The sequence below is a fragment of the Flavimarina sp. Hel_I_48 genome (assembly GCF_000733945.1).
Classification (GTDB): Bacteria; Bacteroidota; Bacteroidia; order Flavobacteriales; family Flavobacteriaceae; genus Leeuwenhoekiella.
The window spans coordinates 1,594,449-1,610,086 of record NZ_JPOL01000002.1 but is presented as its reverse complement, the minus strand read 5'-3'; the positions used below and the strand labels follow the sequence as shown (position 1 = coordinate 1,610,086).

Genomic DNA, 15,638 nt, shown 5'->3' with positions numbered 1-15,638 from the left:
TTCGCCCCAAAAAGTTGGGGCGAAAACGTTTAAGATACTTCTATGTCGAACTGTGTTAACTTTTTAAAGCGCAACAGCCTTTTTGTCAATTCTTTTTCGCTGAGGTCCTGCATACGTTCTGTGCCAAATTTCTCTACACAAAAAGAAGCGAGATTGGAACCGTGAATTACGGCGCGCTTCATATTATCAAACGATAAATCATCCGTCTGGCACAAATAACCTGCAAAACCACCAGCAAAAGTATCGCCGGCGCCTGTAGGGTCAAAAACTTCTTCTAAAGGCAGGGCAGGGGCAAAAAAGATGTCGTCACCTTCAAACAACAGGGCGCCATGTTCTCCTTTTTTGATCACCACAAAGCGAGGTCCCATCTCATGGATTTTTTTTGCAGCCGTAACCAGGGAGTATTCACCGCTCAATTGACGCGCCTCCTCGTCATTAATGGTGATCACATCAACTTCTGCGATTACTTTTTTTAGATCTTCAAGCGCGCTGTCCATCCAGAAGTTCATGGTATCCAAAATGGCAAGTTTTGGTTTGGCATCCATTTGCTGTAAAACAGAAAGCTGAACCATGGGGTGCAGGTTGCCCAGCATCACGATTTCGGCATCCTTGTACTCTTTGGGAACCTGGGGCTGAAAATCAGCTAATGTGTTAAGCTCAGTAACTAAAGTGTCGCGGGTGTTGAGGTCATTGTGATATTTACCTTTCCAGAAAAAGGTCTTTCCACCTTTTACCACCTCGAGACCATCCATATTGATGCCTTTATTCTTTAAAAGGTCAATATTTTCCTGCGGAAAATCTTCTCCCACAATAGAAACAATGGCGGGATCTACATCAAAATTTGATGCCGCAAGCCCTATGAACGTTGCAGCTCCGCCTAAAATACGGCCGCTTTTGCCAGAAGGGGATTCAATCTCATCAAAGGCGCAGGTGCCCACAATCACTAATTTATTCATCCAGAAATTTTTTGCAAAGATATGATAATGTAATGGGAATATTAGGACGATTTTAAAGTCAAAACTTACAGGTTTTTATGTTGAATTTTAGAACGTCACTAAGAAATTATTTCAGGGATTCACAGGTGGTGCGGTTTGTGCAGTGCTAAAATAAATTCAGCACAACGTAATGGTTCATTTACATAAGGGCAATCTACTTCCTCCCAAAATCTGCCGGAATTTCCCCCCATACCTTTGTTTCCCATTTTACGATAACCGTAGTATATTCGTTTGTATTTAGCCATGTTTCTGCGCGTCGCACAAGATCAAATACTGGTTTGTTCTTCGCAGATTCCTTAAGTGTGGTCCTACAGGTTTTTTTGCGCACCCAACTCATGGCCGTCCGCGAGTCTGTGTAAATAATACGATCGCTGTCGTGTTTTTTGAGAAATGCGAGTCCGTGCACGAGCGCCAGGAATTCCCCCACGTTGTTCGTTCCTTGCTGAAAAGGCCCCAGTTTAAAAAGTACTTTTTTTGATTTGGTATCCACGCCCTGATATTCCATAATCCCTGGGTTTCCACTAGAGGCGGCATCTACCGAAATACTGTTATAATTGGGTTGGCCTATTTTTGCCAATAGTGCTTTATCTACCGTTTTAGGTGATTTTTTGCTCTTAAAATCAGAAAAATTGCCATTATAGGCTTTTTTTGCTTCCGCAAAAGAAGAAAAACTTTTGTACTGCGCACCCTTAAAACCGGCGATCATGGCTTTACAATCTGCCCATTTATTATAGATACCAGGCTTTTTGCCCTGCCAGATCACATAGAATTTTTCTTTTTTAGCCATAGATAATTTAAGTTTTTCATTTCTGCACTTCGACAAACTCAGGATATATTTTGACAGAATTTCAAGCGTTTTCTAAATCCAATTGCCTTTTTAGCAATCTGCGGAAATCTTTCAATCAAATTTGCGTTAAAACACTCCGCCCTCGGCATTGTGCATTCCTATCGAATACTCGTCGGGATGCAGGTTTATGGAGAGGAACTTTTGAAGCTTTTTCGAGTTGAAAGCTAAAAGCAAATTTTATATTTAGCAACCTGCAACCCATTTTACCTCTCTTTCAGCAGTTTTTCGATTACTATGGGGAAATGTTCATATTCCAACGCATGAATTTTTTCTGCCAGGGTTTCTGGCGTTTCTCCCTCCTCAATAGCTGTTTTTGCCTGAAAAATAATATTTCCCTTGTCATACTCACGGCTAACATAATGTATGGTAATGCCAGATTCTTTCTTGGCCGAAGCAATCACTGCTTGGTGTACCCGATCGCCATACATACCCTTGCCGCCAAAATCTGGTAGCAGCGCCGGGTGAATATTGATAACCTTATCTGGAAAAGCTTTTAGGATATTTTCTGGGAAAAGCCACAAAAAACCGGCTAAAACGATTAAATTCGGTTTTATTTCCTGTAGAATCGCCAGTACCTGATTTGTATCGTAAAATGATTTCCGGTTAAAACAAATGGCGCTTATGTTGAGATTATCTGCTCTTTTAAGCACTTTAGCGGAAGGTTTATTGGTCAAAATAAGGGCTATTTCAACCGGTTTTGAGCTAAAATACTCAATAATGCGCTGGGCATTTGTGCCATTTCCGGAGGCAAATATAACGATGCGTTTAGTAGGGCTCATAGGTAGGATTTGCAGTGCAAAGCAACAGTTTATAATTGTGTTTTTAAAGTACATTTAAATAAAAAATCAATTTAAAATACTTAAATTACCTCACATTTTTGACCTTTAGAATGGTCGTAAGGTAAAGTTTGCTATTTTTGCCACCTAAATAAAAATTTAAAATTTAAGATTATGTCAGACATTGCATCAAGAGTAAAAGCCATTATCGTTGATAAATTAGGAGTTGACGAGAACGAGGTCGTAGCAGAAGCAAGCTTCACAAACGATCTGGGAGCAGACTCACTAGATACAGTAGAACTCATCATGGAATTTGAAAAGGAATTTGATATCCAGATCCCAGATGATCAAGCTGAAAACATTGCGACTGTAGGTCAAGCAATAACCTATATCGAAAACGCAAAGTAAACAGCCAACCAAGCATTTTATGGAGTTAAAGCGAGTTGTAGTAACAGGCCTTGGAGCGTTGACGCCTATCGGTAACAATATTGATGAATATTGGGACGGTCTGCGTTCTGGTAAGAGCGGGTGCGCCCCAATTACCTATTTTGATGCCGAAAAGTTCAAGACAAAATTCGCTTGCGAACTTAAGAACTTTGATCCGCTGGCACATTTTGACCGCAAAGAAGCGCGCAAACTTGATAGGTTTGCTCAGTATGCCATGGTCTCATCAGACCAGGCGATCGCTGATGCCGGTTTTGATATGGATACGGTAGATAAATTTCGTGTTGGGGTGATCTGGGGCGCCGGTATAGGCGGTCTGGAAACCTTTCAGGACGAAGTGCTCAACTTTGCCGCAGGTGATGGTACACCACGTTTCAACCCATTTTTTATTCCAAAGATGATCGCAGATATCGCCCCGGGCAATATCTCTATCAAACATGGTTTTATGGGGCCCAACTATACCACGGTCTCTGCATGTGCCTCTGCTGCCAATGCTATGATAGACGCGCTTAATTATATTAGGCTGGGTCATTGTGATATCATAGTCTCAGGTGGTAGTGAAGCTGCGGTTACATTGGCAGGAATGGGTGGCTTTAACGCCATGCACGCACTGTCTACGCGTAACGAAAGTCCAGAAACGGCTTCCAGGCCTTTTGATGCCACACGCGACGGTTTTGTATTGGGAGAAGGTGCAGGTGCACTTATCCTGGAAGAATACGAGCATGCCAAAGCACGTGGCGCAAAAATCTATGCTGAAGTTGTGGGCGGTGGTTTGTCCAGTGATGCGTATCACATGACGGCACCGCATCCTGATGGAATAGGCGTGGAGCGGGTCATGCAAAATTGCCTTCGCGATGCGAATATGAAACCAGAGGAAGTAGATGCCATCAATACACATGGTACCTCTACCTCGCTGGGCGATGTTGCAGAGCTTAAAGCAATAACCAATGTTTTTGGGGAGCATGCAAAAAATATCAATATCAACTCCACAAAATCAATGACCGGGCATTTGCTGGGTGCTGCGGGTGCCATTGAGGCAATCGCATCCATTTTAGCGATGAAGCACGGTATTGTACCTCCCACAATCAACCATAATACGGTAGATCCCGACATCGACCCTTCCCTTAATTTGACACTCAACAAAGCGCAAAAGAGAGAAGTTAACGTAGCCATGAGCAATACTTTTGGATTTGGTGGGCACAATGCTTGTGTACTGTTTAAAAAAATAAGCCAATAATAGCGTTATGAATGCTATGCGCAACATATTTAATTCCCGTTCTGAAAAGGACGGGATTTTTTTGGTCAGCTTAAAAAAATCATTGGTTTTTCGCCTAAGGACCTCAAATGTTACGAAGAAGCTTTTACGCATCGTTCCCTGAACCTTAAAGGTAAAAACGGCAATAATTTTAATTACGAGCGCCTGGAATTTTTAGGGGACGCCGTGCTGGGTGCCGTGATCGCTTCCTATCTTTTTAATGAAGTAGGACGTGGCGATGAAGGCTACCTGACAAAAATGCGATCTAAAGTGGTAAGCCGTGAACACCTCAATGAACTGGGGCGCGATCTCAACCTACTCGACCTTGCAAGGGCGGCAATTCCCAAAGAAAATTTTGGCGTGAACATTCACGGTAACCTTTTTGAAGCGCTCGTGGGTGCCATACATCGTGACAGGGGCTATGCCTATGCAAAACGTTTTATCAGTGATCGCGTTATTGAGCCATACGTAGATATTGAAAAGCTGGAAGGCAGGGTGATAAGCTATAAGAGCCTGGTCATCGAGTGGTGTCAAAAAAATAAAAAGCCCTTTCACTTTGATACCTATGAAGATTCTGGCCTTGATATTATAAAACATTTTTCTGTACGGCTTTCCATTGATAACAAACAAGTAGCAAAAGCCCGTGGGACATCAAAGAAGAAAGCAGAAGAAAAGGCCGCTAAACGTGCGTATTATGTATTCCAGTCTAAAATAGATACACAGGATTTTAACTAGATTTAATAAGTTACCTTTTATTAAAATTAGATTTTCTGTTTTGTTTGTGAGTTTAGTTATCTTTAGCGCTTATCAGCATGCTTATGCCACCTCTCAAGTTAGTTCTTAGCGATGCACTTGAATTCGACTTTAGCCTCATTGCCATTCACTGCTCTTTAGAAGATCATAGAATTGCCTTCTCCCTGAACAAGTACTTAGGTTTGCAGTTAAGACGTAGGCTAAAGGATGTGGATTTTAGGAAGGAAGGTTGCGAGGCCATGTTTTCTTTGTTTAATTTTGAGGATTCAAAAAATTACCGGTCTTACACCCTGGTAGGCAATAAATGTAGAGTAAAGCGTACGCAAACAGATAACGAAGGCCTTTTTAAAACCCAGGAAAATTTTGAAATGATCAGCCTAATTCCTGAACTATCAAAAACAGATTTTTTTTTAAAAATAGATTCAGATACCCCAACACCCAAGAAAATGCTTGCGCAGATCAATGAAATAGCACAAGTGGTTACTGCATATACCATAGATGTCAACCAATTAAAATCAAAACGAAACCTAATATTCGAATAATGCCAAATACAAAAAAGACTAAAATTGTAGCCACTCTGGGTCCAGCAACCAGCGAGAAAAGTGTCTTACAGGAGATGATTAAAGCGGGAGTAGATGTTTTCCGTATTAACTTTTCCCACGCAGATTACGATGCTGTAAAGGAGCGTATAAAAATGATTCGCGAGCTTAGTAAAGAATTTGGCTATAACACCGCTATACTTGCCGATCTTCAAGGCCCTAAATTACGTGTGGGTATCATGAAAGAAGAGGTAATGGTAGAACCTGGTGATATAATTACCTTTTCTACCGCAGAAGAATTTGAGGGCACCAAGGAACGCGTTTACATGAATTACGCCCAGTTTCCCAAAGACGTTAAAAAAGGGGAACGTATCCTACTTGACGATGGTAAACTCATCTTTGAAGTGCTCAAAACAGATATGGAAACCGAAGTTGAAACGGTTGTAGTACAGGGTGGCCCATTACGTTCCAGAAAAGGGGTCAACCTGCCTAATACAAACATCTCCTTACCGGCACTTACAGAAAAAGATATTGAAGATGCTATTTTTGCCATTAAACAGGATGTAGACTGGCTAGCACTTTCTTTTGTGCGTCACGAAGGCGATTTAATTCAACTTCAGGAACTTATAAAAGAACATTCTGACCATAAAATCCCGATTATTTCCAAAATTGAAAAGCCAGAAGCTGTAAAGAATATTGATAAGATCATTTCCTATAGTGACGGCCTTATGGTTGCACGTGGCGATCTGGGTGTTGAAATCCCTGCGGAAGAAGTTCCGCTTATTCAAAAACAATTGGTACTTAGTGCAAAGAAAGCACGAATTCCCGTAATCATTGCCACGCAAATGATGGAAACCATGATCTCAAGCCTTACCCCTACAAGGGCAGAGGTAAATGATGTGGCGAATTCAGTAATGGATGGTGCAGACGCGGTAATGTTGAGTGGGGAAACCTCTGTAGGTAAGTATCCTGTACAGGTGATAGAACGCATGTCTTCTATCATACGTAGTGTTGAAGATTCACCGCTTATTCATGTGCCACAAGAACCCCCACACATTCGCACAAAGCGCTATATAACTAAATCCATTTGTTATCACGCAGCACTTATGGCAAATGAAATTTCTGCGACCGCCATTACGACATTGACTAACAGTGGTTATACGGCATTCCAGATTTCTGCCTGGAGGCCAAAAGCACATATTCTTGTTTTTACGTCTAATGAGAGAATAGTATCGCAGCTCAACCTTTTATGGGGTGTTAAAGCCTTTTTCTATGATAAGTTTGTCTCTACAGATGAAACTGTGCGCGATATAAATACCATAGCAAAAAAACGTGGTTTCCTTAGTAAAGGAGATATGGTGATAAGTCTTGCCGCCATGCCTATTACTGAAAAAGGAATGGTCAATACCCTGCGTATTCGGGAGATTGCCGGTGACTAAAATATACTTGAAATCTTTAAAAAACCCTCTAAAAACAACCGATTTTAGAGGGTTTTTTATGCTTTAGAACTAAAATTCAAACTTTAATTGCACCGCGATTTCCTGTTTATTTATCTTTTCCTTTGCAGGTTCTGTGTTGAGGTTGCCCAGAGTAATACCCAGCAGACGCACACTATTTTCCATTTTTTCCTGAAAGAGGAGTTCTTTTGCGGTTTCCAGGATTATAGATTTATCCCTAATGAAATAATTAAGGGTCTTGCTACGTGTTTTTAGGGTAAAATCGCTGTATTTTATCTTCAAAGTCACCGTTTTACCGGCAACATTTGATTTTTTAAGTCGGCGTTCTATTTCTTCTGTGATGTTCTCTAGGCGTTCCATCATAAATATTTCCGAAGAGATATTTTCACTAAAGGTGCGCTCTGCCCCCAGGGATTTCCGTATTCTGTTTGGCTTTACGGCACTGTTATGAATGCCGCGCACCACATTGTAATAATAACCACCGCTTTTGCCAAAATGATCTGTGAGATAATCAAGCTCCTTCTTTTTTAGGTCTGCGCCGGTAAAAATGCCCAGGTGGAACATTTTTTCGGCCGTTACTTTGCCCACCCCATAAAACTTCCTTATTTCAAGCTGCTCTAAAAACGGAATGACCTCTTCGGGATTGATCGTTTTTTGTCCGTTGGGTTTATTGATGTCGCTGGCCACTTTAGCGATAAATTTATTGACTGAAATCCCCGCGGAAGCATTCAGCCCTGTTTTCTCCTTTATCTGCTGGCGTATTTGTTTGGCAATGAGCGTTGCGCTGGGATTTCCTTTTTTGTTTTGAGTGACATCCAGATAGGCCTCATCAAGCGATAAAGGTTCGACCATATCTGTATATTCAAGAAAAATGGCCCGTATTTGCTGGCTTATTTCCCGGTAACGGTCAAAACGGGATTTCACGAAGATAAGATCAGGGCAAAGCCTGCGTGCAAGACCGCCGGCCATGGCGCTGCGCACGCCAAATTTACGGGCCTCGTAACTGGCGGCCGCGACAACACCGCGGTCAGAACTACCGCCCACCGCAATGGGCTTATCCCGCAGTTCTGGATTGTCCAGCTGTTCTACAGAGGCGTAAAAGGCATCCATATCCACATGAATGATCTTGCGTGCGGGCTGTTCTTCAGGATTCATCTCCTGCAAAATTACGCTAAAAGCAGCAATACCCTTTTCGGAGGTATTTTGATTTAGAAAGTTGGTAAGGTTGTTGTAAATTGGCTGCAATAGCAAGCATTTCCGTGATCGCGGAATAGAGAAAATCACCCTTTTTATGGCAAAAACGGCAATAATTTTAGGTATCACCGGTCTTACGGGAAGTATTTTGGCAAAGCAGTTATTTGAAGATGAGGATTATGAAAAGGTCATAAGTTTTCACCGGAGGGCGTCTGAGCTCAGCCATCCAAAATTCACCGAACATGTGGTAAATCTCTTTGAACTGAAAAGGGAAAAAGAACGTTTTAAAGCGGATGTGGTTTTTTGCTGTATAGGAACTACCCAGGCAAAAACCGAAGATAAAGAAACTTATAAAGCTATAGATTACGGTATTCCACTAGATGCGGCGCAACTTTGCAAGGACAATAATATATCGACGTTTATTGCCATATCTGCGATGGGAGCAGATGCTGAGAGCCGTATTTTTTACAACAGGACAAAAGGTGAAATGCAGCGTGATATCTTCAAACTTTCAATTCCCAATATTTACTTTATGCAACCTGCATTGTTAGCGGGAGATCGTGAAGAAACCCGAACGGCAGAAAAAATCGCGACAAAGGTTTTCAAGATCCTCAACCCATTGCTGGTAGGTCCTTTAAAAAAATACAAAAGTATAAAACCCGAAAAAATAGCTAAAACCATGCGTTTTGTGGCAAAAAACGGCTTTGCAGACCCATTAATAGAATCTGATAAAATTCAAAAAATTGCTGATGAACATGCTTGAAATAGAACGTAAATTTTTGGTAAAAAACCATTCTTTCAAAGACAATTCCTTTTCTAATAAACGTATTACCCAGGGGTATTTAAACAGTGAACCTTCACGTACGGTGAGAGTACGCATATATGGAGATCAGGGCTTTTTGACCATAAAAGGCGCAGCTGATGCGGGAGGTACCACACGTTTTGAATGGGAAAAAGAAATTGAACTTCAGGAAGCAGAAAAACTTTTGAATTTAAGCGAGCCGGGAAGTATTGATAAAATCCGGTATTTATTTAAAGCCGGCGATAAAACCTTTGAAATAGATGAATTTTTTGGCGAAAATGAAGGTTTATTAGTAGCTGAAATAGAACTTAACGCTGCCGATGAAGAATTTGAAAAACCAGATTGGCTGGGAGCGGAAGTAACCGGGGATGCCAAATATTATAATTCACAGCTGGGAAAAAGACCGTTTTCAACCTGGCCGTAACGCTTAAAAAAAAGGGATTCTGGAAAGAAAAGTTCTGTTTGGTTCTAAAAATTTATTTTTTTTATCAAAACGTTCAATTTTTTGAATAATTTTCAATAGATTTAGCAACGCTTTAATTCTGTGTACTTTATATAGCTATTTTGAAACTAAACACTTTTATTTTTCTTCCCATTTCTATACGGGCCATTTACTTTTTAGGCTTATTTGCCTTTTTGGGCTGTTTTGTTGTAAAGTGTAAAGCTCAAGATAGTCAGGAACTATCAAAAGTGGATAAGAGTAAAGAGCAAAAACCTAGTTTGATATTACAAGATACCATTAAGCAGAAAGTTTTGAACCCTTCAAAAACCCTGGTATTGTACCTGGAGAAAATAAGTACACCTGATAGTCCGGTACACCTATTAAACTACACCGTTTTAGAATCGAAAACCCAAAACATCATCAAAAAAGATTCCTACAGGGGAACAGATGTAAGATGGTATGACAATAGTTCGCTGCAATTAGTACCTTATATAGGCATGGAGCGCAAACCAACATCTGATAATCCAGATGATGCGATGGCCGGAACAGCTTCAAATAAACCCATTATCGTAAAACTAAGCGATAGTCTGGATTAGAACAAGCAATAACCAATTTCTAATTATTTAACCAACTAAATTCCAATATTATATGAAACACAAGTACACAACACATTTATTCATGCTTTTAATGGGGGTCTTTATGATTACCTCCTGCGAGAATAAACCGAAAGGTGAAGCGGTCGACGACCTCGCTTCTATAAAAGAAATTACGCTGCAAGGCAAAAAACAGCTTAAGGAACATGACGAAGAAAGCGAAGAAGATGGTGAAGGCAAAAAAGGCATTGAGCTTATAGCAGAGTACATTGCCAGTATAATGAAGCCTATTGATGCAAAAGAATCAACCTATAAAGAAGGTTATTTAATGCGCGAGTTTCAGAAAGCTCAAAGGGGTGCTTCGTCAAGGAGGGCAATGAAAGCACCTGCAGCGGTTTGGAATGAGCGTGGCCCGGCAAATGTACCTGGTCGTACGCGTAAAGTTTTTGTATCCCCCAGCAATCCAGATAAATGGTATGCAGGATCAGTAGGTGGTGGATTATGGGTTACCGAAGATGCAGGTGGTACCTGGAGCAACCTTACCGATTATAAGGTGCCAAACCTTGCTACCTCTACAGTGGCAATTAGTGAAAGCGCGCCCGAAACTATATTTTTAGGAACGGGAGAGCCTTTTAATAACCTGGACGCCATAGGTGGAATAGGTCTTTTAAAATCAACAGATGATGGTGCCAGCTGGGAGTATTTGGATAATACCAGAAGCTTTGGCGGTATAGGTCGTTTGGCCATTAACCCTAACGATGCTGATAGTCTTGCAGTAGCAAGTGCCACTGGTATATATGTAACATCAGATGGTGGTGCCAGCTGGGAAAAAACCTTTGGGGTAGAAAATTTTAAACCTACGGATAGTGTAGGAAGTACTAATGTGCAAGACCTTAATGCTACGCCAGGAAATTACAATGTGATTTACGGTGGTGTAAATCGTCTGGGTATTGTAAAAAGTACAGATGGTGGTTATACATGGGATGTTGTTTTCAACAGAAAAGATTACAATCCTAATAATGAGCGTTTTGAACTTGATGTTTCTTCAGCAAACCCAGATGAGGTTGTATTGAGTGTTTATTCTCCTTCTGGAGCATCTGCCGTCAATACTGATTTTTATGTAACTAAAGATGCTGGGGAAACCTTTACACTTTTAGGCTACGAGGGCACACCTTCTTCTGGCAATTTGGTTTCAGGCCAGGGCTGGTATGATAACATCGTTACTGCGCACCCTTATGATGAGAATGTTTTTTACGTAGGCGGAATAGTAGTACACAAAGTGACGATCACAGATTCTTTGAATTATGAATTTATACCTATCGCTGGTGGTTACAATAATGAACTGAATGATTATGTGCATGTTGACCAGCATGGTATTGCCTGGATCAAAGGGGATACTGATGAGGATTTTAAATTAGTACTTTCTAACGATGGTGGGGTGTACTCAACAGATTACCTTGCTGATCCCGCAACAACCGAAGGTGACTGGTCTTCTCTTGCCATAGGTTATAACAGCACACAGTATTATGGAGCTGATAAGCGCAATGGTGCTGATTCCTATATCGCAGGGGCACAGGATAATGGCTCACATATTACTTTTGAAGATGGGGCAAATCCCGCTACAAACTACACCAGGGTTTTAGGTGGTGATGGGTTTGAAGTTATCTGGAACTATGAAGATACCGATAAATTTATCGTAGGATCCCAGTATAATAATTTTGCGCGCTTTGATGGGCAGAATGGCGTTTATGCACAACACGGTGAAAGTGGTTCAGGGACATCTCCTTTTTATTCTAAAATTTCAAATGCAAATAATAATCCTGATGTAGTTTTCAGCCCTTCTGTAAGCGGGGTATGGAGATCTGCAAATTTTGCTGAACAATGGAAACTTACCCCAATTGGTAATAATTTCTCAGTAGGTGCTTCAAGCTCACTTGATGTAAATGTTTCCGTGGCTAATCCTGATATCGTTTGGGCAGGAAACGCGATGACCGAAACAGGTAGTTATGTTTTACATGTTTCCCAGGACAATGGATTATCCTATCAGCCTACAGAACCTTTTGTTGATCCCCGTGATACAAGAGCACACAACCTATATATTTCCGGTTTAGAAACATCGCCTACTAATGCAGATCGTGCATATGCACTTTTCTCTTCGCAGGGTGCTGCAAAGGTTTTGAAAACTAATGACCTTGGACAAACATGGGAGGATATTTCAGGGATTTCCCTTGGTGAGGATCGCGGTTTCCCAGATGTTGCTATTCACTGTCTGGTTGAAATGCCCTTTGATGAAAATGTACTTTGGGTAGGTACAGACCTTGGTGTTTTTCAAACTGAAAACGGTGGTGATAGCTGGTCTATTGTTGAAGGCTTTCCAGCCGTTTCTGTATGGGAATTCAAAATCGTTAACGATCAGGTAGTTGTTGCAACACATGGTCGTGGCATATGGTCTGCGACTCTTGATGAACTTAATGGATATGAGCCACCCAGCTATTTTGCACCACCAGCTATTGTAGAGGTTTATCAACAATCTATTGAAAATTTAAATGCTGTAGTTGTTTTTAATACAGATCAGGAATTTATAGATGACGTCAATATCTTTGTAGATGATTCATTGTACGCTTCTGTGCAAAATGAGTTTACAGCAGGTACAACGAACAGCTATATATTAAATGATCTTAGCGAAGGCGTTCATACCATAGGCGTTCAGATCACCAGCGGTGACAAGGAGTCTATTCCTGCGGAAGCAGATCTTGTGATCGTTGATTATGAAACTCCTGAGGAGTTCGTGAATATCAATGTTTTTGAACCACAGGATGTATTCACTTTTGATGGAGAATTCAAGATAGACGATATCGCCGGAACGGTAGGTCAGGATGCCCTGAACAATTCAGAACATCCTTATCTTGATAATAAAGAATACAGGGTAATATTAAAGCGACCTATAAACATAACTTCAGAATCAGCAGAATTCAATTACGAAGATGTAGCTATTGTTGAACCAGGCGATGCGGGAGGAATATATGACTATGTTATTATTGAGGCTACTAAAGATTTGAGAAATTGGGAAGCTTTGGATATATACGATGCTGAGCGTTTCCCCGAATGGCTTCAAGTATACAGTAGCGTTTTAAATGGTGAAACTCCTGTGATCAGTGATGATCTGTTTAGAACACAAACGCTTGATTTATTGCAGCAAACTCCTTCTGGAGAGAATGTTTTTGTAGAAGGTGATAATGTAGTTCTACGTTTTAGACTTGTAACGGATGGGGCTGTAACCAGTTTTGGCTGGGCGATACGTTCTATCAATAAGCAAACGCTTTCTTTAGACGAGCCATTGTTAGCTTCTGAACTTAGCATGTACCCTACAGTTTCTGATGGTAACGTTACCGTATCCTCTACCGTGGATCTTGGTGATTCTTCAGTACAGGTATTCAATATTACCGGAAAAGAGGTTTTTTCTAATAATTATGATTTGAGTTACAGAAAACAACAGCTTGCTCTTAATAACCTGAGCAGCGGAATTTATCTTGTAAAAATCACTTCTGGAAGTAGAAATGTTACGAAGAAAATCGTGATCAACTAATACATTAAACAACGGTTTTAAAAAGGCCCAACCAGTTTTTCTGGTTGGGCCTTTTTCTTTTATGACCTATTACAAACTAGTAACTTGAAAAGTCTGTTTTACTTTGTAGAAACCGATTCTTGCAATATGTAAAAGTTGTCTTCTTTTGTAATGTGAACAATTCTTGATAATCGCTGTGCACGTTCTATATACTTTATGGAAGTAAGATCATTTGCGCTTCTCTTTGCATCAAGGGTTGAGGTAAACCCATGTTCCTGACGTGATTTGATACTACTTTCGCTAAGCCCGGTGAGACCTGGAAAATTATATTCCGTGGAAATATCAAACAGTTGTTTGGCAACTAAAAAAGCTTCGCTCCAACTCCCCGCAGGTATACTCAATTGTACAGAAGTAGCGGGAGCTCCATTTTCTTCTTTATTTTCTGTGCTGAAGGTTGCTTCAGGATATTCTACTTGAAGACGTTTAGCGTAATCTTCTGATTTTTCTTTGGCATTGGGGACTTTAAACCTGCTCAGGTAGCCATTATATGCAAAGCCGCTCATGGAGTTAAACTTTATATTTATCATGTTTCCTGAAATATTAGCGACTTCAATAGCACTATTATCTGGTCTATCCAATACTTCTACTTTAGTTGCGTAAGGCATTTTTGCAAGTTGGTCACTTTGCAGGTTATCATCCCTTCTTAGTATGAGTCCGCTGGGTGCGATCACGTACAAGACCTTCGGTAGTTCCTTTTTTGCTTCGGTTCTTACCTCTTCTACGATGGGATTTTCTTGTTTTTTATCCTCCTTACAGCTCGTTGAGCATAAAATAATACCCAGTAGCGCAAGGAAGATGGAAGTAATTGCTTTAGTCATGATCTTAGAAATTTGAATTTATTCGGAATAAATAGGTGGTAGATTTAGACTAAAGTAACGAAAATGGGTATTTATTACCCTTTTTCGGGTAATTATTGGCAGATTTTGATAAAAGTGAAATCTTAGTTTAAAGCAATCAATAGAGGAATAGCTTGAAAGTTTTTTATTTTACCTTTTGATCAAGGTTTAGCAGGTTAAAAGTTGAATTGTAGACCCAGCCGATTTCCGCTAAAAGTAAGATTTAATGACGTTTCTTTCGGTTCACCAGGGTTGTATTTCTCATCATACTTTGAATCCAGGTAGCGATCAATTGATTCTACGATAAAATAACTCATCGCCCAACTCAAAAATACATCACTGGCCCAGTGCGCATCTTCCACGATACGAGACAGGCCTGGGATTACGCCAATGCCATAAACCCCTGCTTTGACCCAATTATTATCAAATTGTTTTGCAATTGCGTGTGCAGTTGTAAAGGTAAGGATGCCATGACCTGAGGGAAACGAACTATAAGCCGAACTGGGATCAAAAGGTTTGAAGTGGTTTTTGCCTAAACCTGTAGATGGCCGCGCCCTGCCCAGACCTGTTTTAATAAATTGCTGAAAAAGGCCGGTTGCTGTAGCGCTGGAAATGAGCAATACCCCTGTGCGTCGCAGTTTTGTATTTTTAGATATAAGCCCTGTGAGATATACCGCCCCTGTGATGCCATAATTATTTAAGGGCTTACCGGCCCGCCAGCCATAATTAAGTAAAACTGGGGGCACCTCTTTTTTATTTCTTGTAAAAACATGGTTTATTTCATTATCTGCAAGATAAAATCCCAATGTTCCAGCGGCAACTCCTGCCAATTTTAAATAGTCATTCCCTTGCCAATGAAGTGGTTGTTTGTAAGCATGATGCACTCCTTTAAAAACAACGCCCAGATCATAGGCGAGATCTTTCCAGATCTTTGTTTGACCATTTTTTGTGGATGGTGAACTTTGAGACCAGAGCGGTGAAATCAACAAAGAGATTATAGGAAAAAGTAATTTTTTCATCAAACAAAGGGGATTTGGGGGGCAAAAAGGTATTCAGTATTGTAAAATATACAAGTAATTA

The 15,638-nt window shown here is 40.6% G+C and carries 14 protein-coding genes and 1 pseudogene; 9 read left to right on the top strand and 6 right to left on the bottom strand.

Annotated elements, in window-relative coordinates; genetic code table 11:
• Nucleotides 1–29: 29 nt before the first annotated feature.
• The 3 genes from P162_RS07205 to P162_RS07195 form a co-directional block, all read right to left on the bottom strand.
• On the bottom strand, nucleotides 30–956 hold the full coding sequence (locus tag P162_RS07205) for a PfkB family carbohydrate kinase (RefSeq protein ID WP_031426592.1): 927 nt from the start codon (nucleotides 954–956) through the stop codon (nucleotides 30–32).
• Nucleotides 957–1,149: 193 nt separating this feature from the next.
• Nucleotides 1,150–1,782: a viroplasmin family protein gene (locus tag P162_RS07200; RefSeq protein ID WP_031426591.1), complete on the bottom strand. Its 633-nt coding sequence runs from the start codon at nucleotides 1,780–1,782 to the stop codon at nucleotides 1,150–1,152.
• Between the two features lie 263 nt (nucleotides 1,783–2,045).
• Nucleotides 2,046–2,621, bottom strand: coding sequence for a phosphoribosylglycinamide formyltransferase (locus P162_RS07195; protein ID WP_031426590.1), 576 nt, complete (start codon nucleotides 2,619–2,621; stop codon nucleotides 2,046–2,048).
• A gap of 171 nt (nucleotides 2,622–2,792) precedes the next feature.
• Between P162_RS07195 and P162_RS07190 the strand changes: the two genes are divergently transcribed.
• From P162_RS07190 to pyk, 5 genes and pseudogenes are all read left to right on the top strand, one after another.
• Entirely contained in the window at nucleotides 2,793–3,026 is a 234-nt protein-coding gene (locus P162_RS07190; RefSeq protein WP_031426589.1) for an acyl carrier protein, read from the top strand.
• A 19-nt stretch (nucleotides 3,027–3,045) separates the two neighbouring features.
• Entirely contained in the window at nucleotides 3,046–4,299 is a 1,254-nt protein-coding gene (gene fabF / locus P162_RS07185) for a beta-ketoacyl-ACP synthase II (RefSeq protein WP_031426588.1), read from the top strand.
• A gap of 7 nt (nucleotides 4,300–4,306) precedes the next feature.
• Nucleotides 4,307–5,052, top strand: a pseudogene (gene rnc, locus P162_RS07180) (ribonuclease III).
• Nucleotides 5,053–5,135: 83 nt separating this feature from the next.
• Nucleotides 5,136–5,612: an IPExxxVDY family protein gene (locus tag P162_RS07175; protein ID WP_031426587.1), complete on the top strand. Its 477-nt coding sequence runs from the start codon at nucleotides 5,136–5,138 to the stop codon at nucleotides 5,610–5,612.
• Nucleotides 5,612–7,048 carry a pyruvate kinase gene (gene pyk, locus P162_RS07170; protein ID WP_031426586.1) on the top strand — a complete coding sequence of 479 codons (1,437 nt, stop codon included), beginning with the start codon at nucleotides 5,612–5,614 and terminating at the stop codon, nucleotides 7,046–7,048. Before P162_RS07175 ends, pyk begins: the two co-directional genes overlap by 1 nt.
• Nucleotides 7,049–7,117: 69 nt before the next feature.
• On the opposite strand, the gene dinB is transcribed toward pyk, so the two are convergent.
• Nucleotides 7,118–8,221 (bottom strand): DNA polymerase IV, encoded by a 1,104-nt coding sequence (gene dinB / locus P162_RS07165; protein ID WP_031426585.1) that lies wholly within the window; start codon nucleotides 8,219–8,221, stop codon nucleotides 7,118–7,120.
• Nucleotides 8,222–8,357: 136 nt separating this feature from the next.
• Here dinB and P162_RS07160 point away from each other — a divergent pair, with 136 nt between their 5' ends.
• From P162_RS07160 to P162_RS07145, 4 genes are all read left to right on the top strand, one after another.
• The gene (locus P162_RS07160) at nucleotides 8,358–9,023 is read left to right on the top strand and encodes an NAD-dependent epimerase/dehydratase family protein (protein ID WP_031426584.1); all 666 of its coding nucleotides are present in this window, start codon (nucleotides 8,358–8,360) and stop codon (nucleotides 9,021–9,023) included.
• Nucleotides 9,016–9,486, top strand: a complete 471-nt coding sequence (locus P162_RS07155; RefSeq protein WP_031426583.1) for a CYTH domain-containing protein — start codon at nucleotides 9,016–9,018, stop codon at nucleotides 9,484–9,486. Before P162_RS07160 ends, P162_RS07155 begins: the two co-directional genes overlap by 8 nt.
• A 296-nt stretch (nucleotides 9,487–9,782) precedes the next feature.
• Entirely contained in the window at nucleotides 9,783–10,100 is a 318-nt protein-coding gene (locus P162_RS07150) for a hypothetical protein (RefSeq protein WP_164076230.1), read from the top strand.
• A 52-nt stretch (nucleotides 10,101–10,152) separates the two neighbouring features.
• The gene (locus tag P162_RS07145; protein WP_035916945.1) at nucleotides 10,153–13,683 is read left to right on the top strand and encodes a T9SS type A sorting domain-containing protein; all 3,531 of its coding nucleotides are present in this window, start codon (nucleotides 10,153–10,155) and stop codon (nucleotides 13,681–13,683) included.
• Nucleotides 13,684–13,781: 98 nt separating this feature from the next.
• On the opposite strand, the gene P162_RS07140 is transcribed toward P162_RS07145, so the two are convergent.
• Complete coding sequence (locus tag P162_RS07140) at nucleotides 13,782–14,540, bottom strand: SH3 domain-containing protein (RefSeq protein WP_031426578.1); 759 nt, start codon at nucleotides 14,538–14,540, stop codon at nucleotides 13,782–13,784.
• Between the two features lie 194 nt (nucleotides 14,541–14,734).
• Nucleotides 14,735–15,577: a phosphatase PAP2 family protein gene (locus P162_RS07135; protein WP_031426577.1), complete on the bottom strand. Its 843-nt coding sequence runs from the start codon at nucleotides 15,575–15,577 to the stop codon at nucleotides 14,735–14,737.
• Between the last annotated feature and the right edge of the window lie 61 nt (nucleotides 15,578–15,638).